The following is a 24,087-nucleotide window of genomic DNA, read 5'->3' as shown; positions in this document are numbered from 1 at the left end:
AACGGCGGGAGGTGGGCGTCGCCCGCGCCTCACGCCGGTGCGTTGATAGCGCGAGCCGCGGGCGGGCGGTATGGGGAAGCGAGCGGGCAGCGAAGCCCGCGCCCGGCCGGCGCCTTGACACGCTGGCGCCGAGCGGGTTCACGTAGTGTCTGGACGCTCGCCGCCGCGCGAGGGCGCGCGACGGCTCAGGGAGAGGGGCATCGAGATGCGAGACCTGAAGGGGATCGTCGAGGTGGAGCTGCTCGTCGAGGAGAGCGGCGCGCTCACGCCGACGCGGGAGTACGTCCACCGAGAGTCGACCTATGTCGAGGGGCGGTCAGGCCAGCGTTATGCGCTGCGCGTGCGAAACCTGACCGGCGCGCGCGTCGAGGTGGTGCCCACGGTCGACGGCCTCGACGTGCAGAGCGGCGAGGACGCGTCGTTCGACGCTCGCGGCATGGTGATCAGGGCGCACGAGTCGTTCGATTTCACCGGGTTCCGCATCAGCCACACCGAGGTCGCGACGTTCCGGTTCGGGAGCATCGAGCAGTCGTACGCCGCGCAGATCGGCAAGCCCCGCAACGTGGGTGTCATCGGCCTGGCGGTGTTCGAGGAGCTCGCGCCCCCGCCGCCGCCCCCGCCTCCCTTCGCGCCGCCCCCGCCGGCGTTCGGCGGGCCGCAGGGCGGCGGATTGCCCCCGCCGGCTCCGGGGTATGGACCGCCCGCGCCCGCGTCCGCTGTGCCGCCGCCAGCCCCCGCGCCGGGCGCCGCGCCGGCCCCCGCGGCGCCGAAGGGGCTGGGAACGACCTTCGGCGAGCGGCGCGAGTCCCGCATCACGTCGACGCAGTTCACCCGGGCGACCCCCAAGCCCGCCGCCGTGCTGGTGATCCGCTACGAGCAACGCGACGGGCTGAGGGCGCTCGGCATCGACGTGGACGGGCTGCACCAGCGCGAGACCGCCAGCCCCTTCCCCGCCGAGACCGGCTTCGCCAAGCCGCCGCCCGGCTGGAAAGGCTGAGCGCCGGAGCCCCCGCGCCTCCCTGTGAATCTTCTCGAAAAATTCGAGGGGTACTTCAGACGGGAGTCATCCTTGCCGTCAAGCACGTCAACCCGTGGTTGACGTCGCGGCGCTACGACGCGCCGCCATGAGGATGCCCACGCCACGAGCGCTGCGCGGGCTCCCGGGCACACCGTGAACCACCGGTAGGCGATTCCAGGCAAGTGGCATTGTCGTTGCCTAGCTCGCGGCGGAGGCGCAGCGCCGGCCCGGTTCGGCGGCCGCCCACCGCCGGGCCGCCCATCATGATTCCAGAACGAGAGGTAGCGACATGAGATTTGGAATGCAGTCAGCTTTCACTTTGCTGCTCGTGATCGGCGCCGCCGGAGCCATCCAGCTCGGCTGTTCAGACGACGCGGCGACCCCGGACGACGGCCAGGGAGGCAGCAGCTCGAGCAGCAGCACCGCCGCGACCGGCGGGAGCACCAGCACCACAGGCGGCGCCGGCGGCGGCAGCACCGCCGCGAGCACCACGAGCGGCGCGACCACGAGCAGCTCCGGCACCACGAGCAGCTCCAGCACCACGGCCGCGAGCACCACGAGCAGCTCCAGCACCACGGCCGCGAGCACCACGAGCAGCGGCACGGGCGGAGAGGAGCCGCTCGGCGACGAGATCCCGATGGCGATCCCGACGCCCACGAACGGCAACGGCGAGATCAGGACCCAGACGACGGTGCTCAAGAACGCCGCCCACGGCGGGCAGGACGTCTACGACTTCAACAACCAGAAGATCGGCGTGAACAACACGGCGGACTGCGACGACGGCGAGGGCCAGAAGACCGTGTTCGAGGTCGAGGACGGCGTCACCGTGAAGAACCTCATCATCGCCGGCGGCCTCCCCGGCGGCAACGGCATCGTGTGCAAGGGCGACTGCACGCTCGATCACGTCTACTGGGAGGACGTCTGCGAGGACGCGGCGACCAACAGCGCCGACGGGGCGACGATGCACATCAACAGCTCCATCGCCCTCCGCTCGGCCGACAAGATCTTCCAGCACAACGCCAAGGGCGGCTCCACGACGATCGTCACGAACTCGTACATCGCCGACTTCGGGAAGCTCTGGCGCTCGTGCGGCGACTGCACCGCGAACGGCGGCCCGCGGCACCTGATCATCGACAACGTCAGGGTGGACCGGGTGAAGACGACGGTCGCCGGCGCGAACCAGAACTACGGGGACACGGTCACGATCACGAACCTGTACGTCAAAGGGGGCTACGACGCGGGCGACGACAAGCCGAAGATCTGCCAGGAGTACAGGGCCGTCACCGATCACATGGGCGAGTCCGAGAAGCTCCACGGCGGCGCGAGCCAGTGGGACACCGCCACGTGCCGCGTGAGCAAGAGCGACGTGAAGAGCTGGTGATCGCGCGAGGGGCAGCGCGCGCCGGCGTCGCTACGCGCCGGCGTCGCTACGCGCCCGCGTCGAGCTTCCGGCGCAGGTTGTCGCGCGCGCGCGCCTCGAGGCGCGCGTGGAAGTACGGCGAGAGGAAGATCCGCTCCGCCGCGAGCAGCTTCTCGAAGAAGCGCCGCCGGCCTGCAGCGTAGAGCTCGGGCGGCACGGCGCTGTACTCCGCGGCGATCGCCCGGTCGTACGCGTCGAACACCGCCGCATCGCTGCCCAGGATGGCCATGTCGCAGTCGAGGAAGAGGGCCTCCTCCTCGCCGACGTCCGCCGGATCGAGGGCCCCGTGGCGCGCCGTGAGCAGGATGAGCCGCTCGATGAGGCCCTCGTCGAGCCCCTCGCCGGGCAGCCAGCGCGCCACCGCCTCGCGCGCGAGCTCCGCGCTGCGCGCCTCGTTGTCGTGGCGGCCGGGCACGTACACGGCGTCGTGGAAGAGCGCGGCCAGGAACACCTCCCGCGGCCTCCGCCAGCCGACGTCGCGGGCGACCTCGCCCACCCGGCGGAGCACCTCGCCCACGTGCGCCAGGTCGTGGTACGCGCGCCCGGGCTCACCGTAGGCCGCGCGCAGCGCGCCCCACAGCGGCTCGGGCAGGACCAGGCCGTCCGGGGCCTCCGGCGGCGCGTCGCCGCCGGCGCGCGCCTCGCTCGCCGCGATCCCGCCGTCCGGCCTCACGCGAGCACCAGATCCTCGGGGCGGAACAGCTCCCCGTCGTACGTGGCGACGCGGCCCTTCTCCGTGGCCTTCGCGTGGTTCTTCGCGAGGTTGGCGCGCCCCTGGATCTCGCGATCGGTCAGGAAGCAGTCGACGTCGGCGACGCACAGCCCGGCCGAGATCGTCGGCGAGCGCTCGACGCGGCGGTAGCGGCGGCGGGCGAGCCGCTCCTGGAGCGCGCGCAGGAAGTCCACCGCCCACGCGCGCGTCGCGTTGGGCAGCGTGATCATGTACTCGTCGCCGCCGAACCGGTACGCGTGCCCGTGCGCGAAGACGTGCGCCTCGATGCTCTCCATGAGCGGCGGGAGCACGTGGAGATCGACCGCTGTCTCGGTGTGCTGGACGTTGAACGCCTTGAAGTCGTCGATGTCGATGAACGCCACGGCGATCGAGGCGCCGCGCAGCGCGCAGCGCGCCCGGTAGTGCGCCAGATCGGGCAGGAAGAGCCCGGGCGCCTCGAGGATGTGGAACTTCTCGTCGTACTCGCGCGGGCGCAGCGGCGGCGCCTCCGGCATCACGGCCTCGGCGTGCCGGATCGACATGTAGTCGGTGAGCTGCGGCACCTTGAGCGCGCGCGTGGCCGCGAACCAGGGCGCGGCCATCAGCTGCTCCAGCCCGTGGACCTCGCGCCGGAGGTGCCGGATCGTCTCGGCGTTCACGGCCTTCTGCAGCGGCTCCTCGATCGCCGTGGCGCTGTCGCGCCGGAGATCGATCAGGATGCGCTTGAGCAGCGGGCCCTGCGTGTCGTGGATCTGCGCGTGCGGCGGGCGCAGCTCGAGCTGCCGCCCGAGGAGGCTCAGCTGTCCGATCAGCTCCGTCACCTCCGGCGGCTCGTAGCCGCGGAACTCCTGCCGGATCACGTCCGCCACGTCGCGGCGGAACGCATCGGTGAATCGGGTGACGCACTGGGACAGGATCTTGGCCTCGGACTGCGTGAACTCGAGCACCTCGTGAGGATATCCTGGCGGCGTGCGCCCAGCGCCCCGGACGCACCGCGGGCTGGAAATCCACCGGAAATTCGGAGATGCTGCCCCGTCCCCCTCCCGCGCGATCGATGCACGACCCCACCCGGACGATCACGACCCTCCGAAGCGACGCGGTCGAGCTCCCGGACCTGCGCATCCTCGTCACCCCGCAGAAGAGCCCGCCGATCGAGGCCGCCCTCGGCGTGGCGCCGCTCGTGCTCGGGACGAGCGGCGAGTGCGACGTCATCATCCCCGACTCCCGCGTCTCGCGCCGCCACTGTCAGCTCCGGTTCTCGCCGCGCGGGGTCGTCCTCACCGACCTCGGCAGCAAGAACGGCACGTTCATCAACGATGTCTTGATCGTCGAGGGCTTCCTCACCCCGGGCGCCATCGCGTCGCTGGGCGGCGTGCCCCTCACCGTGCGCGTCGGCGGCGCCCCCGTCGTCGTCCCGCTCTCCACCACGGCCAGCTTCGGCGAGGCCCTCGGCGGCAGCGTCCCCATGCGCGCGCTCTTCGCGCGCCTCGAGCGCGCAGCGGCCACCTCGGAGACGATCCTCCTGCTCGGCGAGTCCGGCACCGGCAAGGAGGTCCTCGCCCGCGCCATCCACGCGGCGAGCCCGCGCAGCGGCGGCCCCTTCGTCGTGTTCGACTGCAGCGCCGTCGCCCCGAACCTCATCGAGGCCGAGCTCTTCGGCTACACGAAGGGCGCGTTCACGGGCGCCCAGAGCGCGCGCGCCGGCCTGCTCGAGGAGGCGAGCGGCGGCACGCTCTTCCTCGACGAGATCGGCGAGCTCCCGCTCGATCTCCAGCCGAAGCTCCTGCGCGCGCTCGAGGCCCGCCAGGTGCGCCGCATCGGCGCCGCCGCGTACACGTCGTTCGACGCCCGCGTCGTCGCCGCCACGCACCGCGATCTCCAGGGCCGCGTCGCGTCGGGCGCGTTCCGCGAGGATCTCTACTACCGGCTCGCCGTCGTCGAGACCGTCGTGCCCCCGCTGCGCGAGCGCAAGGAGGACATCCCGCTGCTCGTCGAGCGCTTCCTCGCGGCGCAGGTGCCGCCGCGCTCGCTCGCCGACCTGCCGCCGAACGCGCTGGAGCTGCTCCGCGGGCACCACTGGCCCGGCAACGTGCGCGAGCTCCGCAACACCGTCGCGCGGCTCATGCTGTTCCCGCACCTCGCCGAGGAGGCGATCGTCAAGGTGGCGCCGCGGCCCGCCGACATGGGCGTCGGCCAGTTCGTCGCGCTGCCGCTCCGCGAGGCGCGCGACATGGTCGTCGAGCAGTTCGAGCGCACGTACATCGCGATGAAGCTCCGGGAGAGCGGCGGCAACGTGGCGCGGGCCGCCGCGTCGATGGGCGTCTCCCGGCAGCTCGTCCACCGGCTGATGGAGCGCTACGGCATCCGCAGCAAGGGCTGACAGCAGGCGCAACGCGTGCGGCTCGGCGTTCGCGGCATCGGGAACCGTGAGCGGAAGCCTACGACTTGGTTGATGCTCTGGGGTTCACCACCAGAGCGAGCCCCTTCCGGTCGAGCAGCAAGCCGTCTCTCGTCGGAAAAGGCTTGCGCTTCCGCTCCCTCCACGTGCGGAGCGCCGCAGTGCGTTGGTGCTGCGCCCAGGTCACGGGAACGGACTCCATGCAGCGCAGAAAGCGGGCGCGCCCGCCGAGGCCCATGGCGTCACGCAACATGTAACGCCGGATGGGCTGGGAGATGAGCAGGTAAGCCCCGAGGTGATACAGCGCCAGGAGAAGCAGGCAGGCCTCGCCTAGGCGCCGGAGGGCGGCATCGAGCTCCCCGGCGCGCTCCGCATCGAGGTCGATCGAACGGATGTCCCGGTAGAGGCTCCGATAACGCGCGGTGGAGCCGTGTACGAAGCGGCTCGACCGCTGGTAGGCGTGCACGATCTCGGAGAACAGAAAGGACGTTTCGGCGGTGTCGCCGAGCGCAGGCTGGAAGTGTGGAAGGCGCTGGATCTCCTCGAGCAGGTCGGCCCAGACGTCTCTCACGTCCTCTTCGGGGAGGAGGGAACGCGCAACGAACAGGGAGGGGCGCGAGTCGAAGTAGCAGTGCCGGACGAGGTTCTCCACGAGGCTCCGGGCATGGAGATGGGCGGTGCGCTCCACCCCAAGCGCGCCTGCATGCAAGATGGCGAGGATGTCCACTCGTGCCGCGTTCAAGAACGCCGGGACCTCCGCAAACTCACTGCAGTGCCACGCGAGCCAGTTCAGGTAGGCGAGGGTCTGCTGGGAGCCGGCGAGCTCCGACCCGGAGCCTCCGAGCCGGCGCTCGACCTGCCGGCCGACCTCCGCGAGCAGCTTCTCGCGGGGCGAGTCGCGGCGCTGTCGCTTACTCGCCATGGGCCTTCTTTGTGTTGATACGACGTGTCTCCGCGATCGCTCGGTCGGCAGGGCTGCGCAGCCCTTCGGCCAGCAAGTGCGTCGTGATGCCCCCGCTCTTCGCGGGCGCGAGGCGCTCCACGTCCTTGAAGAGCCGCTCTGCGAGGTGCCGGCGCGATTCCTGAGCCTTGTAAGGCAGTGGAGCCGGTGCCCACATGGTCCGGAGCTGCGCGATGGAGTGCAACGTTGGCAGCACGATCACGTTCTCTTCAATTGCTGAGATCGCGAGATTGCGGAGAATCGATTCAATCCTTTTTCCATGCTCTGCCCCCGCAGCCTCTGACGTGATCCTTAGAAGTTCCGCGATTGTGAACGCTCGCGCGCCAGGCGCGAGGCGTAGGTTATCTATGTTGCGGAGCGCTTGCTCGATGACGTTGTTGATCGGGGAATCCGGTCGCATGTTCGCAGATTTTCCCAGGAATCCACGGAGCTTCTTTTCGACATCGGCATTGTCTTGGGCCAATTTGAGTAGCTCGTCTTTGAGAATTTCGAGCAACCGCTCGATCGAGACCGGCCCGTGGTCCTCGTCCGTGGAACTCTGTTGTCGCTTGAAGTCTCGGAGCAGCTGGAGGACCTGCGCCAGCTCCTTCTGCCCGCCGAGGATCGCCTCGGCTGCCTGGAAGTCGTCTGCGGAGTGATCCTCGACCAGGCTCAGCAGCGCTCGCGCTGCCCGTATCCCATCAGTGCCTGCACGCTCAGGGCTCGTCACGGTGCACCTCCGAGAAGGCCCACCTCGAGCGCGACCGTCTCGAGCTCGTCGACGAGCCGCGCGTGGTCTGGATCGCCAGAGAATGGCAGCGGCTCGTTCCGCTCGAACGAGTCACGGTAAGCGTCATCCCTGGAGATCACCGCGGAGAGACAGCGAACCGCAGGCTTCTGCGCCGCGCACAGATCGCTGATCGCCTTCACGTACCGCTCTGCCTTGGCGCGCTGATCGGCGTCGCTCGCCGGCGGGAACATGCTGAGCACAACCCCGGCGACCTTCGCCTTGATGTCCAGAACCTTCTTGTACTCCTTGAGCGCTTTCATGAGGAGCGGGAGCCCGTGGAGAGAGAACTGATCCGCCGTCATCGGGACCAGGATCTTGTCCGCCGCCTTGAGCGCCGCCAGGCTGACGCTGCTGATGCTCGGCGGGCAGTCGATGATGACGTGCTCGTACGCATCGCCGGCCCTGGGCAGCCATTTCTTGATCCGCGACACGACGATCTCCGCCGCGATCTCCTGCACCTCGAACATCCTGGCGCTCCCGCACACGAGGGTGAGCGAGCCCCCGCCGGCACACTTCCGCACGGGCTCCAGGTAGTCGCTCACCTTGCGCAGCGGGCCGTGCGGCTTCCCGCTGACCACGTCGAAGTACCGCACGTCGCCGTGGAACAGATCGTGGAGGTTGCCTTCCCGGCGCTCCTTGTCCTCGCCCCGAATCGCTGGTCGTTGAGCAAGTACAGGCTGGCGTTGCACTGCGGGTCGGCGTCGAGCAGAAGGACGCGTTTGCGGTGCCTTTCGGCGAGGAGCGCAGCCAGGTTGACGGCGATCGTCGTCTTGCCGACCCCTCCCTTGATGTTCTGCACCGCGAGGACGCTCTGTTTCGGCCGATCCGGCATGCCGGTGGGAGCATACGCCACAGCCGTACCGCTCGGAAGTTCCGGCGAAAATCAGGAGTATGTCCGAGAGCAGGGCGGCCGAGACCGCACGCCTCTCACGCAGAGCTCACCCGTGTGGGCCCACGTTGAGCAACACCACGGCATCTGCAGCAGGGGCTGACCGCGGCGCGGCGAGCGGCCTTCGGCTGCTCAGGTCGCGGGCGGTCATGCTCGAAGATCTTCGCGGAGCGAGCCCGATGCCGTCGTGCTTCCCGCGTGAGAGCCGTCGCTTGACGCACAGGATGGGGGGAAAATGTTGCAAAGCACACCAACATGGGCGCGCAGGAGGGCGCCTAGGCTGCGCGGGAGGGACCGCTGGCGCTGCACGGGAGGGCGCCGAGGCGGCTCAGGAGGACCGCTGGCGCTGCACGGCAGGGCGCCGAGGCGGCTCGGGAGGACCGCTGGCGCTGCGCAGGAGGGTCGCCGGCGCTGCGCAGGAGCCGCGCGATTGTAATTCAGGACACTCCATGGAGCGCTCAGGAGGGGGCCGAGGCTGCGCAGGAGGGTCGCCGGCGCTGCGCAGGAGAAGGCCGAGGCTGCGCAGGAGGGTCGCTGGCGCCGCGCAGGAGGAGGCCGAGGTTGCGCAGGAGGGTCGCCGGCGCTGCGCAGGAGGAGGCCGCAAGCAGCAGGGTGACAGGCCTCGTGCGTGCGCTCAGAACACGCCGCGGAGCGAGAGCCCGGGGCCGCCCGGCGAGAACGAGAAGCTCGCGACCGGCGCGGCGGGCGCGGCGGGATCGAGCTGGAAATAGAGCACCGCGCCCAGGCCGGCCGCGAGGAACCCCACGCCCGCGGAGATCGCGCCTGCCTTCCACGTGAGATCGATCGCCTCGACGTCCTCCGCCGGGCAGCCGGGCGCGCACCGCCTGCGGAGCTCGCTCCGGTCGAGGTGCCCCTTGATGCCGAGGAACGCGCCCACACCGAGCCCCACCACGCCGGCGCCGGCGAGCACGAGCGGCCAGCGCTGCCGCACGGGCGGCGCGCCGGCGCCGCCCGCGGGGCGCGACGGCGCCGGCGCAGGGAAGCGCACCGCGATCGGCAGCGCCTTGTCGCCCGGCGGCACCGTGACCACCGTGACGACCCGCGTCCCCGCCGCGTCCTCGAACGTCAGCGTGTGGCGCCCGGGATCGAGCTCGATCGGATCCTTCGGGAGCGCGTCGACCAGCGGCGCGCCGTCGAGGAGCACCCTGACCCGGCCCGGTGCGCCGCCGTCCGCGGACGTGGCCGACAGCGCGACGCTGGGCACGTCGCGCTCGACCTGCTCACTCCAGCGTTGGCAATCGCGGGCGAGCGTCGCCGGGCACGAGCTCGCGCAGGCGCGGAGCTCGGCCCGCGCGCGCAGCAACGCCCGGTCGCGGACGAGCTGCTGCGCTTGCTCGTACGAGGCCGCGCACGTCTCGCCCACGCCCTGAGCACGGGCGTGAGAGCTGGCGACGAGCATGACGGCCGCGCCCAGGGCGGCGAGGAGGCCTCGTTTCATCGCGGCGTAGGCTACACGCTTCCGCCGTTCACAGGCACTCGCGCTTGATCCGCCGGATGCCGCTGGCATCGACGTAGTACGGGGGCACGCAGCGGGATCGCGGCCGCGCGGTGCGCGCGGGGGGCACGGCGCGCTGCGCGGTGGTGGGCGCGACCGGCTCCGGCGCAGCCGCGGCGCTCGCAGGGGCCACAGCGGCGCTCGCAGAGGCCGCAGGCGCGCTCGTGGCGGGCGCCACAGGCGCGGCCCCGGACGCCGCCGGCGCGGCCGCGCTCGTGTCGAGCACCGCATGCCCCGGCGCCGGGACGACGGCCAGCGGAGGCGGCTCGCCGGCTCCGGCGCGCTCGGCCTGCGGCGCGTCGGGCTCCGGACGCACGCTACAGCTCCTGCCGAGCGCCACGGCGAGCACAAGCGCGCTGGCCCCGAGCGCGAGCGTGGAGGCGCGGACGAGCTGCGCGCTCGCCAGCCGCGGCGGCGCCGCCGCGGCGACCGGCGTCGCGAGCGCCGACGCCACGGGCCGCGCCATGTCCTCGACCGTCCTCGTCATCGTCGGAACCGTCACCGAGGTCCGCAGCGCGCGCCCGCGGCCGCCGGACGGCTGCGCGAGGCGCGCCTCGTCGTCCCGCGGCGGCGCGTCGTCCACGGCGGCGGGTCTCGGCGGCGGCGGCGCTGGGGCCGCGCTCCGCTGCGACGTCTCGATCGCGGCGAGGCTCTTCGCCCGCGCCTCGAGGAGCGTCCCCGCCGTCGCCTCGACCCACGCCCCGACCGCGCGCGGGCTCGCCGGCGGCAGCGCCTCCTCCAGCGCGGCCGCCATCTCCAGCGCGGTCGCGTAACGCCGGGAGGGATCCCTGTCGAGGCCGCGCAGCACCACCTCGTCGAGCGCCTTCGGCACGTCGCCGTACACGCTCGGCGGCTGGACGACGCCCTCGAGGATCCGCCCGAAGATCTCCGCGTCGCACTCCCCCGTGAACAGCCGCCGCCCGGCGAGCACCTCCCAGAGGACCACGGAAGCGGCGTAGATGTCGGCGCGGCGGGTCAGGGGGGCTCCGCGCAGCTGCTCCGGCGCCATGTAGCTGAGCTTGCCCTTGAGCTGCCCGACGCGGCTCACCTGGCTCCGCACCGCCGCCCGCGCGATGCCGAAGTCGAGCACGCGCGCGATGCCGTCCTCGCCGACGAGGATGTTCTGCGGCGACACGTCGCGGTGGACGATCTGGAGCGCGGCGCCCTCCTCGTCGGTCGCCTCGTGCGCCGCGTGCAGGCCCGCGAGGGCGCCGGCGATGATGGCCGAGCCGACCGGCTGCGGCACCCGTGCCCCTCGCCGGCCGGCCTCGCGCAGCAGGCTCGAGAGCGATTCCCCCGCGATGTACTCCATGACCACGAAGAGCTCGTCGTCGGCCTGCACGCTGTCGAGCGTCGTGACGACGTTCGGGTGACGGATGCGCACCGCGAGCCGCGCCTCGTCGAGGAGCATCGACGAGAACTCGGGGTCCCTGGCGAACTGCGGGTGCAGGCGCTTGATCGCGACCGTGCGCGCAAAGCCATGGGCGCCCACGAGCCGCCCGAAATGGACGGAGGCCATCCCCCCGGAGGCGATCACGCCATGGATCGTGTACCGATCGAGGGTCCGCCGCTCGCGCTCCTGAGCAGGTGCCATGGTGGCCCTGTTCTACAACATCTCGGCAGCGTTGCCGGACGGTACCTGCGCGCCGCGCTCGCGTCCGTCGGCCCATGGCGCCGGGCAGCGGCGAGGGCGCTCGACCCGGCGGATGGGTGACTGACCGCCCCTGCCGAGGTGGACGGGTGGAGAAGCAACTGGGTGTGTCCACAGCGTCAACTCACCGTTGACATGGGTCGGGCTGGCGGCGCGCGCCGTCGGATCGAGCGCCCCGCAGGCGCGGCGGCCTGCGGCTACAGGGGAACCTCGATCACGCTCTCGCAGGTGAAATCGACGCTCAGCTTCGCCACCATGTCCGCCTGGACCGTGGTGCACGCGTCGGCACACAGCACGATCTGCGTCGGACTCGCGGGCTCGTCGTAGCGCCAGGCGCCCTCGATCGCGCAGCTCTGGTCGTACACGAGCTCCGTGGTCGCGCTCGATCCGCTCGTGTAGAGCACGCGGACCTTCTCCTTGTCGAACGCGCTCCCGTCCGGCGGGAGCGGGATCGCCATCGTGCACGAGACCGAGGCGCCGCGGATCCGGTCGACCGCCGCCTTGAAAGCGGCCGTGGTCTGCGACGGATCGCCGGTGTCGATGAGCACGGCGCCCTCGGTGCCGCCGGCTGCCGCGATCTCGTGCAGGTCGTCGAGGGTGTCCGGCGCGCCCTCGATCGGCGGGTTCTCGACCCCGATGACGTAGGTCGGGACGCCCTCCGCCAGCGCCGCCTGGGCGTCGGCCACGACGGCATCGATGGTGTCGGACGCCTCGTCGCAGCCCTGCGGGTAGCCGTCCGTCACGAGCACGATCGCGTATTTCCCGGGGTTCTGCCGCCGCTGCGCCTCGATGAACTTGCTCGTGCCCCGCATCACCCACGCGGTCGGCGTGCCGCCGCGCCAGTCGTCCGAGCGCGCCGGCTCGATCGCGTCGATCGCCTCGGTGAAGGCCGCCGAGGGGAGCGGCGTCAGCGGCACGTCCGGCGTCGCGTAGATCTCGACAGAACACTTGTCGTCGTCGGCGGGAAAGAACGAGAGCGAGGCCGTCAGCCCTTCGGACCCGGGATCCGAGAAGAACTGCTTGGTCGCGGCGACGACGGGATCCCACTTGAGCGACTTGTCGTGCCAGTCCTCGTCGCCCTTGCCCATGCTCCCCGACACGTCGAACGCGAACGCCAGGTACACGGGCTGGATGGACGCCGCCGCCGTCTGGGTGGCGCACGCTCCGCCTCCGCCCGTGGGGCTGGCGCCGCCCACGCCGCTCGATCCAGGCCCGATCCCGCCGCCGATGTCCAGCGAGCCCCCCTCGCCACCGAAGGTCCCACCGGAGCTCGCTCCTTCACCCTCTGCGCCGTCGCTCGCGCCGCTCGCGCCGCTACCGCACCCGAGCCCGACCACCGCCGCGCTCAGAACCGAAAAGAAACCAGTAAGCAATTTCACAAATCGACTCCTTGCACGACCGCGTGCCGACGCCGTCCGCCCGGCATCGCGACCTCGGGATCGCGCGTGGTCCTGGGCTTCCAAGCACGCGGGGTGCCACAGCGCGCGCCCAGGACCCGCGCGTCCTCGCGGCGCGACGCGACGGCATCCTCGGTCGTGTCATAGGAACACAGGCCGCATCGCGGCGACGCTGCCGGCGCGCGGCGACGTCGAGCGCGTGCGATTTCAATCGTTGTCGCGGTTCGACGGGCTGTCAGCGGCCCGCGCCGGTTACTTCAGATAGGAGCCGCAGCGCCCGTCGCCGGCCTCGACGTCCTTCGCTGTCGCCTTTCCTGGAGGGAACGCCCCGCGATCGCAGAGGGCCGCCAGGATATCGAGGAGCTCCTGCGCCATCTCCTTGCCCGTGCTCCCGCGGACCTGACGGCCCATGGGCGAGCCCGGCTGCCCGTTCAGGATCTTGTGCCAGTCCTCGTACGCCTTCTGCCGCGCGTGGGAGCCGAGAGAGTAGGCGCCATCGTCGAAGAGCACCTTCGTCCCATCGTCCCCATGGCACGACGAACAGCGCTCCTTGATGTGCGCCTTCCCGCGGGCGGCGTCGCCGCCTGGGAGGAGCGCGTAATGTCCCTGAGCCGGCGGCTTGATCGTGAAGATCTGGTCAGGATGCGGGAGCGCGCCGTCACGGACGCCGATCACGAACGCGGCCACGGCCTCGATCTGAGGGGGCGTGAGCACGTCGCCGTACGCGGGGATCTCGCGATCCCCCTTCGTGAGCAGAAGGACGAGATCCTCTTGCGTCTCGCGTCCCCCGAGGAGGCTCCGCGAGACGGCGTACGCCTTCGCCATGGCGCCTGGTCCATAGATGCCCTCGCGCCCCTTGAGATCCCAGCCGAAGAAATTCTTGAGCCGATAATCATGGCCGGCGTCGTTGCTCATCGCCTCCCCGGACCCGAGCCTCAGCGTCCCATTGCCCGAGGGACCGCCCTGACCATCCAGGGCCCCTTTGGTCTTCGAGCTGTCGGGGACAAAGGCCGAGAACGGGGGCTCTTTCCCATAAAACTTGTCGAAGAGCCGGCCGCCGAGCGCCGTGTCGATAACGGGCGTTTCCGGCGCGGGCAGCGCAGGGGCAGAGACGGGTGCGGGATTTGCGGGACTTGCGGATCGCGTGGGCGGCACCTCTGCCGGCGTGGCAGGGCCGCAGGCCGCCGCGACGGCGAGGAGCGCAGGGAACGCGGCCGAGAGGGGAGCGCGACCTACAGCGAGCGAGCGGGATCGGGCACGGTGGAGCAAGAAAGCCTCCTGGCGAAGGGGGTCACGCGGCCACTGTATTCAACTCTGACCCGGCGCCGCAACCACGACCCGTTGACCAGCCGAACACCCGATCTTCGCGCTCGCGGTGCGCGGCCATGAGCCAGACGAGTTTGAGCTGTTGCGCGCGCCGCGCGCAGGGCGGGGCCGCGCAGCGGGAGCGGCGAGGCACGCCCGCCGCGGTGGCGGTCGCCGAGCCTCCGGATCACGCGTGCGGGCCGCGCGCTGGCTGGCGCGAGCACCTGGGGGGCGGCGCGGGAGGTCAACGTCTTGCGTTGCCATGGCCTTCGCGGTAAGGGGGCGGCAATGAGTGGTCCCGAACTCGGCCGCCTCATCGACGAGGTCGATCGCACGGTGGACGTCCAGTTCGCCGCAGCCGGCGATCTCGATGAGCTGAACCGCCTGTATGCCAGCCTGCTCGGGCGCCGCGGGTCGCTCAATGCGCTGATGAAGCAGCTGCCCGGCGCGGCGCCCGAGGAGCGCAAGGCGCTCGGCCAGCGCCTCAACGCCGTCAAGGGCCGCGTGGAGCGCGCCCGCGAGGAGGCGACGGCGAGGATCAAGCGCGCTGCGCGCGATCGCGAGCTCTCCGCCCCGCCCCTCGATATCACCCTGCCCGGCCGCTGGCGCGCGCCCGGGCGGCCGCACCCGATCATGCGGACCCTCGACGAGATCGTCGATATCTTCGTGGGGCTCGGGTTCGACGTGGCCGAAGGGCCGCAGATCGAGCTCGCGCGCTACAACTTCGATCTCCTCGGGTTCCCGGCGGATCACCCGGCCATGGACATGCACGACACGTTCTACATGGCCGGCGATCCTGGCCAGAACGTGCTCCTCCGGACGCACACGAGCCCGGTCCAGGTGCGCGAGATGCTCTCCCACCCTCCGCCGGTGATGATCGTCGCGCCCGGGGTCGTATATCGGCGCGACGACGACGCGAGCCACAGCCCCATGTTCGTGCAGATCGAGGGGCTCGTCGTCGACCGCGACGTGTCGCTCGCCGATCTGAAGGGCCTGCTCGAGGTCTACAGCCGCCGGATGTTCGGCGAGGCCACGAGGACGCGCTTCCGGCCGAGCTACTTCCCCTTCACCGAGCCCAGCGCGGAGCTCGACGTGTCCTGCCTCGTCTGTTTCGGCGAGAACCGCGCCTGCCCGCAGTGCAAGGGGACGGGCTGGCTGGAGGTGCTCGGGTGCGGCATGGTCCACCCGACGGTGCTCCGGAACGTCGGGATCGACCCGGAGGAATACACGGGGCTGGCGTTCGGCATCGGCGTGGATCGCACGGCCAACATGAAGTTCGCCGTCGACGATATCCGCGCCTTCTACGAGAACGACGTCCGCTTCCTCGGAAGCCTCTAGGCCGCTGCCCCTCGCCCGCAGCCCCGATTCCCCATGTTGATATCCTACAAGTGGCTTCAAGAGATCCTCGGCGCCGATCCCGGCGTCGACGCGGTGACCTCGGCGCTCGGCCGCGGCGGGCTCGAGGTCGACCGCGTGACGCACGTCGGCGCCGCGCTGCGCTCCGTGGTCCTCGCGAGCGTGGTCGCGACGCGGCCGCACCCGGCGGGCAAGAAGGGCCTGACGGTGGTCCGCGTGGACGCGGGCGAGGCGGGCGGAGAAGGCGTCGAGGTCGCGTGCGGCGCGCCGGTCATCCCGGCGGCTCCGGCGCTCGTCTGTTATGCGCCCGTGGGGGCGCAGGTGCTCGACCGCACCGGCGCGCTCGTGACGTTGACCGAGAAGGCGGTCGCCGGCTTCACGTCGCCCGGCATGCTCTGCGCCGAGGACGAGCTCGGGCTCGGGTCGAGCCACGAGGGTCTCCTGACCGTGGAGGGCGGGCGCCCGGGGCAATCGCTGCTCGACTGGGAGCCCCGCCTCGAGGACTGGATCATCGAGCTGAGCGTCACCCCGAACCGGCCCGACGCGCTGGGGCACCTGGGCGTGGCGCGGGACGTGGCCGCTGTGCTCGGCCTGCCGTTCCGTCCGCCCGCCGTCGCCGCGCCGCGGGAGAACGGCGCCGGAGCGCCCGCGGCCGTGCAGCCACGCGCCGTCGTGGAGGTCCGCGACGGGGACCGCTGCCCCCGGTATGACGGGCAGGTGATCGAGGGCGTCGGCGTGGGCCCCTCGCCGCTCTGGGCGCGGGTGCGGCTCGGCCGCCTCGGCGTCCGGCCGATCAGCAACATCGTCGACGCGACCAACCTGGTGATGCTCGAGCGGGGGCAGCCGCTCCACGCCTTCGATCTCGACACGCTGCGGCTCCCGATCGAGATCCGGAGGGCGAAGCCGGGCGAGGCGTTCGTCGCGCTCGACGGGCAGAAGCTGTCCCTGGACGAGGACGACCTGGTCATCGCCGACGCGGACCGCGTCGTGGCCCTGGCGGGCGTCATCGGCGGCGCGGACAGCGGCGTCACCGCGACGACCCGGCGGGTGTTCCTCGAGTCGGCGTACTTCGAGCCGCGCGGGATCCGCAGGTCGGCGCGCCGGTACGGCTTCCACACGGAGGCGTCGCACCGCTTCGAGCGGGAGGTGGACCTCTCGGGGGTCCCCCTGTCGCGCGACCGCGGGAGCGCGCTCATCTGCGAGCTCGCGGGCGGCGAGGCGGCGGGCGAGCCGATCGACGCGTACGTGGCGCCGCGCGCGCCGCGCCGCCTGACGCTGCGGCTCCCGCGGTACCAGCGCATCATCGGAGCCGAGGCGCCGGCGCGGACGCGCGAGATCCTGGAGACGCTGGGGCTCTCGGTGCTGGAGCAGAAGGCGGACCGGCTCCTCGTCGAGGTGCCGGAGCACCGGCCCGACATCGTGGAGGAGATCGACCTCATCGAGGAGGTCGCGCGCATCGCCGGCTACGACCAGATCCCGAGCCGGCTGCCGCGCGTGGGGGCCGCGCCGGCGGGCGCCCGCGGCGATTACCGGCTGCGGCGCAGGGTGCGGCAGATCTGCACGGGGATCGGCCTGCACGAGGCCGTGACGTACTCGTTCCTCTCGCCCCAGGAGCTGAAGGCGGCGCGCTACGACGACGGGTCGCTCCTGCGGCTGCTCAACCCGCTCTCCGAGGAGAAGTCGGTGATGCGGCCGTCGCTGGTCCCCGGGCTGCTCACGGTGGTGCAGCGCTCGCAGCGGTACAACGTGCCGCGCGTGCGGCTGTTCGAGGTGAGCCAGGTGTTCCTGCCGTGGCAGGGCGAGGCGAGCGGCGCGGGCCAGCTGGCGCGGGTCGAGCGGCCGCCGGTGAACGAGCCGACGCGGCTCACGATCTTCCTCGCGGGGCCGCGCGACAGCTACCTGACGCGGCCCGAGGACGTCGATTTCTACGACGGCAAGGGCGCTGTCGAGGCGGTGATTGCGGAGCTCGCGGGCAGCGTGACGCCGGCGTTCGACCTCTCGGGCGAGGCGCCGCCGTGGGCGCACCCGAAGAAGGGCGCCCGCGTCCTGCTCGACGGCCGCGAGGTCGGGTACGTGGCGGAGCTGCACCCGGACGTGCGCGAGGCGCTGGAGATCACGAGCGGGGCCGTCGTGGCGGAGCTGGATCTCGCGGCGGTGGCTGCGGCGTACAAGGCGCCGGTGGCCGCGAAGCCGAGCCGGTTCCCGGCGATGCGGCACGACGTGGCGCTGCTCTTGCCGCTCGACGTGCCGGCGGGAGAGGTGCTCGAGGTGCTGCGGACCACCGCGGGGGAGCGCTGCGAGAAGGTCGAGATGTTCGATCGGTACCGCGGCGAAGAGCTCCCGGCGGGGACGCACTCGCTGGGATTCGCGCTGTGGTTCCGGTCGGCCGAGCGGACGTTGACGGACGACGAGGTCGACAAGTGGACGAAGGCCGCGGTGGACGCGGCGAAGGCGCGGTTCGGGGCGCAGCAGCGCTGAGCGCCGGCGGCGAGCCACGGCGGATCGCGGATCCGGGCTGACCGGCCCCGGCGAGGGGAACGCTGACGGTTCAGGGAGCTCATCCTATGGGGAAGCAGGCCGGATAGCATCTTGCACGCTGAGCCGAGCCGTCGCCCTCGGGGACGTGGAGGCAGCGCGGGTCGTGCACGAGGCGATCGGTCAGCTGCTCGGGCCTGGCGGCGGTACCGGAGGGGCGAGTGCGCTCACGCCCGTAAGGCTCGGCTGGCTAGACCCGGGCCTTCACCTTCTCCATCGTGGCGATCTACCTCATCGCCGCGCGCGCTTGGGGGCGAAACCTCTGGAGGCGCTGGGGGTGCCATGGCCAACTTCGGCACAAGTCGACACGAGCCTTGCGCGCCAGATGGAGAAACAACGGAGATCGCGGCATAACGTATCTGGCGCGGGCTTTGCTCGGGGCGAACGTATGCCACACCAATCATCGACGCGAAGATCATGGGCTGCTGTCACCGTCGCGCTGCTGACGGCCGGACTGCATGCGGCGTGCGACGCTGTCACCGTTGCGGATACCCCGAGCTCCACGTCGACCGCCGGCGCCAGCGGGAGCTCCGGTGCGGATACCTCGAGCTCCACGTCGACCGCCGGCGCCAGCGGGAGCTCCGGCTCGGAGGCAGCTGGCGAGGCGTGCGGGATGAATGGGCCTTGCGAGCCAGGGTCGCATTGCCTGTTCGGCGACCATGCGTGCGGGACGAGCCCGCCCGACGAACACTGCCCGACGGAATACTGTGCTGTGCCCGGTTCATGCAGCGGCCTGGGCGGTCCACCTGTCTGCGGGTGCGACGGCAAGATCTACGACAACGCGTGTCTCGCGGACTCCGCCGGCGTGGGCACTTCGAGCCTCGGAAACTGTGGGCCCGCGCCTCAAGGGCGCTTCGCGTGCGGCGAGCTGTTCTGCGAGAAGGCGACTCAAATATGTATTGTGAACCATCCCGACGGCTGCGGGTCCACCCAGCACGAGTGTCGCGACCTGCCCCAGGGCTGCGGTAGTGCCAGCTGCAATGGGTGCGTCGACGCGTCGAATGAGTGCCTCGATGTCCTCCATTGCAGCGCGGACGCCAACGGCGACATCACCGTCACGTGCACCACCTTCTGACCTCGACGACGAAAGATCCGGCAGCAGCTCCGTCGAACCAGGAAATCGTCCTGCGCGCATGGGCCACACGGCCAGGACGCGGAAGAAGATCGGGCGCTGCGGCGCGACGGCTACGGGCGCCCTGCAGCCGCGAGCGCGACGCGCCGCTCGATCCCGAGGAACATGAGCGGCAGCGCCACGGTGAACACGATCGACAGCCCCGCGACGACCGGCATGCCATCGAGACGGTGGTCCGGCAGCTCGTGGAGCATCCTGGCCGCGGCGAACGCCGCGATCGCGGACGACATGTGCTGCACGGCCGACTGCATCGAGGTGAAGCGCGCCCGCTCGGCGGGGCGCGGCACCTTCGACGTCAGCGTGTTGTGCGAGACGTTGCGGAACGTCATGCCCAGCATGAAGGCGATGAAGATCGCGAGCACCGGAAGCCCCGGTGTATACGAGACGAACCCGGCGTAAAGGACGCTCACGAGCACCACCGCCCCCACCGAGCCCGTCTGGAACGCGCCGAAGCGGTCCACCAACGGTCCCACGGCCCGCATCGCGGCGAAGCTCACCAGGCCTCCCACGAAGTAGAGCAGCCCGAGCCGCTCGCGCGGATACCCGAGGTTGTACTGCACGTAAGCCGAGATGTTGGGGATCACCAGGAACGACGCCACCGTCAGGATCGCCGTCGTCGCGTACGAGAGCAGGACGATGGGCCGGCCGAGGAGCGCGCCGAGCTCGCCGAGCGCGCTGCCCGACGGCCGCGCGCCGGTCAGGTGATCTCGCATCGAGGGCAGGAGGAAGATCGCGAGCCCGGCGACGAGCAGCCCGAGCGCCGCGACCGCGAAGAACGGCAGCGGAAAGCCGCCGCGGCGGGCGAGCTCCAGCCCGGCGGGGACGCCGAGCACCGAGGCGACCGAGAACGAGCCCATCACGACGCCCATCGCCTTGCCGCGCCGCTCGGGCGGGATCACGTCGGCGACGATCGAGAACGCGACCGAGGTCGCGGGCCCGCCGAACGCCCCGGCGAGCACGCGCGCCGCCATGAGGCTCGGGAGCCCCGTGGCGAAGCCCCCGGCCGCCGTGCCGGCGACGAGGCCGAGCATCGCCACGGCGAGCGCGCTGCGGCGGTCGAAGCGGTCGAGGAAGAACGCGCCGGCGAGGCCCGAGACCGCGGCCGCCGCCGTGTAGCTGCCGCCGATGAGGCCGATGCTGGACATCGGGATCCCGAGCGCGACCGCGAAATCGGGCCCGAGCGGCATCACCATCACGAAGTCGAGGACGTTGATGAACTGGACCGCAGCGACAAGGAAGATGATGCTCGATTCGGAGCGCCGTTTGGACACGAGGGTCGACTCTAGTCCACTCCAGGCGCGCCCGCCCCGCCTCCGCACGAAAAAGCGCCGCGACGCGCCGCGCTCACGCCCGGACGCGCACCCTCACCTCTCCCCTGCTCTGCTCGGCCCGCGCGGCGGCGCGCACGTCGCGCGCGTTGCTGTCGGCGCAACGCCGCGTTGCGCGCTCGCACCGTTGTCCCCCCATGAGGTCCACCTTACGATGAGAGGATGAGCCCCATGGATCGCCGCACAGCCCTCGGCGCCCTCGCCGCAACGCCCGTCGTCGCCGCGTGCGACCCCTCCGCGCCCCCGCCCGGTCGCGCCGACGAGGCCGCGCTCGCCGCGGAGGACGTCGTCCGCGACGTCGCGCCGCTCGGGTTCCCCTGGGAGACGCTCGATCCCTTCCTGTTCTGCGTCCACCACGACGACGCGTACCCGGCCGGCAACGAGCGGATGGGGCCGGCCGCCTCGCTCTCGGGCCGCGCCATCGGGCGCGACTTCGCGGGCAAGGACGGCTGGCGCATGTACCACGGCGACGTGGTCCCCGGCTTCCCGCAGCACCCGCACCGCGGCTTCGAGACCGTGACGGTCGTGCGGCGCGGGCTCGTCGATCACGCGGACTCGCTCGGCGCGGCCGCGCGCTACGGCCGCGGCGACGTCCAGTGGCTCACGGCGGGGGGCGGCATCGTCCACGCGGAGATGTTCCCGCTCGTCGAGAAGGACGGGCCCAACCCGCTCGAGCTCTTCCAGATCTGGCTCAACCTGCCGCGCGCCGACAAGCTCGCCGAGCCGCGCTTCGTGATGATGTGGGGCGACACGATCCCCAGGCAGATCGCGCGCGACGCCGCGGGCAGGACGACCGAGATCACGATCGTCGCCGGCCGCCTCGGCGAGCTCCGCCCGCCGGCCCCGCCGCCGAGGTCGTGGGCGGCGCGCGCCGCGTCCGACGTGGCGATCTGGACGCTCAAGATGGCCCCGGGCGCGCGGTTCACGCTGCCGGCCGCCTCCCCCGGCACGAACCGCGCGCTCTACTTCTTCCGCGGCGCCGAGCTCCGAATCGGCCCCCGGCGCGTCCCCGCGGCCCACAGGATCACGCTCCGCGACGGCGCGGCCGCGCTGCTGGAGAACGGCCCCGACGAGGCCGAGATCCTGCTCCTCCAGGGCAAGCCCATCGGCGAGCCCGTCGCGCAGCAAGGCCCCTTCGTGATGACCTCGATGGCGGAGGTCCAGCAGGCCTTCCTCGACTACCGGCGGACGGGCTTCGGCGGATGGCCGTGGCCGAGCGACGGCCCGGTCCACGGGCGCGCGGAAGGCCGCTTCGCGCGCTACCCCGACGGCCGCATCGACAAGGCGGGCTGAGCCCCCCGCCTCCGCGCCCCGGCGCGCCGATCCCTCACCTCGCGTCGAGCTCGGGCTCCTCGCTCCAGCAGTCGTTCGCGCTCGCCCGGTGCCGCGCGCGGTACTCCGAGGGGCTGACGCCCTCGGAGCGCCGGAACTGCTCGGCGAAGCGCGACGCCGAGTCGTAGCCGCAGGCCGTCGCGACCTCCAGCACGCCGTGGCGCCCCGAGCGCAGGAGCCCCTTGGCGAGATCGAGGCGCTCCTTCCACAGGAGGGCCCTGAACGAGACCCCCTTCGCGCCGAGCCGGCGGCGCAGCGTCGCGTCGCTCACCCCGAGCGCGCGCGCGACCTCCGGGGCCGCCCACGGGCGCGCCGGATCGCGGCGCACGAGCGCCCGCACCGCGAGCGTCGGATCGAGCGCCAGCGTCGAGGAGGCGGCGCGCGCCTCGTCGAGCTGCTCCCGGTGCTGCAGGAGCAGGGTCAGGATGAGATCCTCCAGCCGGTGCTCGATGAGCAGCGCGTGCGCGCCGGGCAGGAGGAGCGTGTTCACGAGGTGGATCAGCGCCTGGATCGACGGCATCGCGGAGCGCAGGAGGTGCGGCCGATCCGCCTCGAAGCCGCCGAGCCCCCGCTGGACACAGAGCGTGGGATACCGGCGCTGGAGCCGCTCGTCGACCTCGCTCAAGAGCTCGATCGTGAACGAGCGGTAGGCGCCGCGCTCGGGATCGGGCTCGTTCACGAGCTCGAGGGGGATGCCCTGCGGCACGAGCAGGATCTGCCCCTCCCGGGCGACGAGGCGCGTGTTGCCGTCCGGGCCGTCGAGGAAGATCCGCTTCGCGCCGTCGAGGATGAGCACGACGAGCGGCCGGGAGAGCCGCTGTATCGTGATCCGATCGCGCGTGCGGGTGAAGACGCCGACCCACCGGGCCAGGCCGGCGCCGCTCGCCGATGACGTGCGCTCCAGGCGGGAGATGGCCTCTCTGAGCGCGCCCCAGGCCTGGGCTTGATCGGTGGGCTCGAGCAGTCGGGTGAGCTGGGTCTTCATCGTCGCTCCTGATGGAAAAGGGCGCTTCTCTCGCCGCGCAGACGCAGCGCGGGGCCGGCCGGGGCGGCGCAGCGTAACCGCGCCGCCCCTGGGCCCAAAGCGCTGTTCCGCCGGCTCACTCCACGTCGAGCAGGACGATCTCGCCGTCGTTGAAGAGCGGGACGAGCAGGCGATTTCTCGCGCGGTCCCAGCCGAGATCGGCGGGGCTCGGGAGATCCGCCGCGAGCGTGGAGACGCGCGGCGCCGCGTCCCCGGTGGGGTCGATCTCGAAGACGGCGCCCGCGTCCCAGCTCGACACGAGGAGCCGGCCGTCGTCGAGGCGCACGAGGCCGTCCAGCGTGCCAGCGGGCAGGGAGATCTCGCGCCGGAGCTGCGCCGAGGCATCGAGCGCGTCGACCCGCGCCGCGCCGAGGTAAGCCACCCAGATCTCGCCCTCCGCGCACGCCACGCCGTTCGGGTGCGGCAGCGCGGGATCCGCGATCAGCCGGGAGACCTCCCCGCCCGGATCGACCGCGACGAGCGCGTCGGTGCCGATCGAGGTGAGCCCGCCCTCCCCGATGGCCACGCCGGTGTCCGAGACAACGATCGACCCGTCGGGCATGGCCGCGACGTCGTTGAGCAGACCGGCGCCGGCGACCTCGATGTCCTCGATGAGCGCGCCGTCGCTCGCGTCGAAGACGCGGATCGCGTCGATATCGGCCACATAGAGCCTGCCGCCCGCGATGGCCATGCCCTTCGGGGCGCTCAGCGTCACGCCCTCCGACGCGCCGTCGATCCATGTCAGGTCGAGGATCTCGCCGTCCGGCGAGACGCGCGAGATGAACGCGCGGCCGTCCTTCTCGACGGGTGAGCCGACGATGTTCGAGACGAGGTAAACGTCGCGCTCCTCGTCGTGGAGCACCGACTCGGGCGTGCTGAAGCCGCCGACGCGGCGGAGCTCCGGCGCGGCCGGGGCCTCGCTCTCGGCGCACGCCGGGAGGACGGCGGCGAGGCAGGCGAGGACCGAGGCGAGGCGTTTCGGTTGCGTTGTCATGGTGCGCTCTCTCGTGTGAACGGGCCGGCGACGCGCCGGCTGGTGCGCCTACCCTGCGCCCGCTCGCCGCGCGGCGCGCGCCCGCGGCGCTCATTGGTACGCCCGAAACGCTCACGCGCCGCGCCTTGCGCCGCTGCCGGCCAAGACACAAGGCCTCGCGCGGGCGCCGGGACCACACCCGGCCATGGCGCGCCTCGACCAGGGAAGAGCCGAACGTTCAAGGCGCCTCCGTCGTTCCACCCGACAGGGAATCGACGGGAATCGACGGGGATCGACAGGGAATCGACAACCGCGAGACAACGAATCTCACGTCCACGCCGCTTCATCGGCCACGCGCAACGCACAACCAT

The 24,087-nt window shown here is 71.8% G+C and carries 20 protein-coding genes and 1 pseudogene; 7 read left to right on the top strand and 14 right to left on the bottom strand.

The window, feature by feature from the left end:
• Positions 1–205: 205 nt before the first annotated feature.
• Positions 206–997: a hypothetical protein gene (locus WMF22_RS19000; RefSeq protein WP_438036623.1), complete on the top strand. Its 792-nt coding sequence runs from the start codon at positions 206–208 to the stop codon at positions 995–997.
• Positions 998–1,279: 282 nt separating this feature from the next.
• Here the strand turns inward: WMF22_RS19000 and WMF22_RS18995 are convergent, their stop codons facing one another.
• Positions 1,280–1,675, bottom strand: a complete 396-nt coding sequence (locus tag WMF22_RS18995) for a hypothetical protein (RefSeq protein ID WP_438036622.1) — start codon at positions 1,673–1,675, stop codon at positions 1,280–1,282.
• On the opposite strand from WMF22_RS18995, the gene WMF22_RS18990 reads away from it, so the two are divergent.
• Complete coding sequence (locus WMF22_RS18990; RefSeq protein ID WP_437300469.1) at positions 1,656–2,399, top strand: pectate lyase; 744 nt, start codon at positions 1,656–1,658, stop codon at positions 2,397–2,399. The two genes, WMF22_RS18995 and WMF22_RS18990, sit on opposite strands and share 20 nt — an antisense overlap.
• 46 nt (positions 2,400–2,445) lie before the next feature.
• Here WMF22_RS18990 and WMF22_RS18985 read toward each other — a convergent pair whose 3' ends face one another.
• Both WMF22_RS18985 and WMF22_RS18980 read right to left on the bottom strand, forming a co-directional pair.
• Positions 2,446–3,111: an HD domain-containing protein gene (locus WMF22_RS18985; protein ID WP_438036621.1), complete on the bottom strand. Its 666-nt coding sequence runs from the start codon at positions 3,109–3,111 to the stop codon at positions 2,446–2,448.
• Positions 3,108–4,097, bottom strand: a complete 990-nt coding sequence (locus tag WMF22_RS18980) for a diguanylate cyclase (RefSeq protein ID WP_437300467.1) — start codon at positions 4,095–4,097, stop codon at positions 3,108–3,110. The genes WMF22_RS18985 and WMF22_RS18980 overlap by 4 nt, the downstream gene beginning before the upstream one ends.
• Before the next feature lie 107 nt (positions 4,098–4,204).
• Here WMF22_RS18980 and WMF22_RS18975 point away from each other — a divergent pair, with 107 nt between their 5' ends.
• Positions 4,205–5,530 (top strand): sigma 54-interacting transcriptional regulator, encoded by a 1,326-nt coding sequence (locus WMF22_RS18975; RefSeq protein ID WP_438036620.1) that lies wholly within the window; start codon positions 4,205–4,207, stop codon positions 5,528–5,530.
• Between the two features lie 58 nt (positions 5,531–5,588).
• Here WMF22_RS18975 and WMF22_RS18970 read toward each other — a convergent pair whose 3' ends face one another.
• From WMF22_RS18970 to WMF22_RS18935, 8 genes and pseudogenes are all read right to left on the bottom strand, one after another.
• Entirely contained in the window at positions 5,589–6,470 is an 882-nt protein-coding gene (locus tag WMF22_RS18970; protein WP_438036619.1) for a hypothetical protein, read from the bottom strand.
• Complete coding sequence (locus tag WMF22_RS18965) at positions 6,460–7,218, bottom strand: hypothetical protein (RefSeq protein ID WP_438036618.1); 759 nt, start codon at positions 7,216–7,218, stop codon at positions 6,460–6,462. Before WMF22_RS18965 ends, WMF22_RS18970 begins: the two co-directional genes overlap by 11 nt.
• Positions 7,215–7,967, bottom strand: coding sequence for a ParA family protein (locus WMF22_RS18960; RefSeq protein WP_438036617.1), 753 nt, complete (start codon positions 7,965–7,967; stop codon positions 7,215–7,217). Before WMF22_RS18960 ends, WMF22_RS18965 begins: the two co-directional genes overlap by 4 nt.
• 17 nt (positions 7,968–7,984) lie before the next feature.
• Positions 7,985–8,110 (bottom strand): annotated as a pseudogene (locus WMF22_RS18955) (AAA family ATPase); the annotation flags it as partial.
• Between the two features lie 691 nt (positions 8,111–8,801).
• A complete protein-coding gene (locus tag WMF22_RS18950; protein ID WP_438036616.1) occupies positions 8,802–9,626 on the bottom strand; it encodes a hypothetical protein in 825 nt (274 codons plus the stop codon).
• A 28-nt stretch (positions 9,627–9,654) separates the two neighbouring features.
• A complete protein-coding gene (locus tag WMF22_RS18945; RefSeq protein ID WP_438036615.1) occupies positions 9,655–11,277 on the bottom strand; it encodes a serine/threonine-protein kinase in 1,623 nt (540 codons plus the stop codon).
• A gap of 254 nt (positions 11,278–11,531) precedes the next feature.
• Complete coding sequence (locus WMF22_RS18940; protein WP_438036614.1) at positions 11,532–12,713, bottom strand: vWA domain-containing protein; 1,182 nt, start codon at positions 12,711–12,713, stop codon at positions 11,532–11,534.
• A gap of 270 nt (positions 12,714–12,983) precedes the next feature.
• Complete coding sequence (locus WMF22_RS18935; protein WP_437300460.1) at positions 12,984–13,646, bottom strand: hypothetical protein; 663 nt, start codon at positions 13,644–13,646, stop codon at positions 12,984–12,986.
• A gap of 678 nt (positions 13,647–14,324) precedes the next feature.
• Between WMF22_RS18935 and pheS the strand changes: the two genes are divergently transcribed.
• From pheS to WMF22_RS18920, 3 genes are all read left to right on the top strand, one after another.
• Positions 14,325–15,374: a phenylalanine--tRNA ligase subunit alpha gene (pheS, locus tag WMF22_RS18930; RefSeq protein WP_012236022.1), complete on the top strand. Its 1,050-nt coding sequence runs from the start codon at positions 14,325–14,327 to the stop codon at positions 15,372–15,374.
• Between the two features lie 33 nt (positions 15,375–15,407).
• Positions 15,408–17,870 (top strand): phenylalanine--tRNA ligase subunit beta, encoded by a 2,463-nt coding sequence (gene pheT, locus WMF22_RS18925; protein ID WP_438036613.1) that lies wholly within the window; start codon positions 15,408–15,410, stop codon positions 17,868–17,870.
• A 958-nt stretch (positions 17,871–18,828) separates the two neighbouring features.
• On the top strand, positions 18,829–19,002 hold the full coding sequence (locus WMF22_RS18920; RefSeq protein WP_438036612.1) for a hypothetical protein: 174 nt from the start codon (positions 18,829–18,831) through the stop codon (positions 19,000–19,002).
• 110 nt (positions 19,003–19,112) lie between these two features.
• Here WMF22_RS18920 and WMF22_RS18915 read toward each other — a convergent pair whose 3' ends face one another.
• The gene (locus tag WMF22_RS18915) at positions 19,113–20,330 is read right to left on the bottom strand and encodes an MFS transporter (RefSeq protein ID WP_438036611.1); all 1,218 of its coding nucleotides are present in this window, start codon (positions 20,328–20,330) and stop codon (positions 19,113–19,115) included.
• A gap of 219 nt (positions 20,331–20,549) precedes the next feature.
• Between WMF22_RS18915 and WMF22_RS18910 the strand changes: the two genes are divergently transcribed.
• Positions 20,550–21,680 carry a pirin family protein gene (locus WMF22_RS18910; RefSeq protein WP_438036610.1) on the top strand — a complete coding sequence of 377 codons (1,131 nt, stop codon included), beginning with the start codon at positions 20,550–20,552 and terminating at the stop codon, positions 21,678–21,680.
• A gap of 34 nt (positions 21,681–21,714) precedes the next feature.
• On the opposite strand, the gene WMF22_RS18905 is transcribed toward WMF22_RS18910, so the two are convergent.
• Both WMF22_RS18905 and WMF22_RS18900 read right to left on the bottom strand, forming a co-directional pair.
• Positions 21,715–22,704, bottom strand: coding sequence for a helix-turn-helix transcriptional regulator (locus WMF22_RS18905; RefSeq protein WP_437300456.1), 990 nt, complete (start codon positions 22,702–22,704; stop codon positions 21,715–21,717).
• A gap of 115 nt (positions 22,705–22,819) precedes the next feature.
• Positions 22,820–23,737 (bottom strand): SMP-30/gluconolactonase/LRE family protein, encoded by a 918-nt coding sequence (locus WMF22_RS18900; protein WP_438036609.1) that lies wholly within the window; start codon positions 23,735–23,737, stop codon positions 22,820–22,822.
• Between the last annotated feature and the right edge of the window lie 350 nt (positions 23,738–24,087).

The sequence above is a fragment of the Sorangium sp. So ce204 genome (assembly GCF_051526795.1).
GTDB classification, from domain to species: domain Bacteria; phylum Myxococcota_A; class Polyangia; order Polyangiales; family Polyangiaceae; genus Sorangium; species Sorangium cellulosum_B.
Note: the sequence above shows the minus strand (reverse complement) of the source record. Positions and strands in the feature narration are given on the sequence as shown.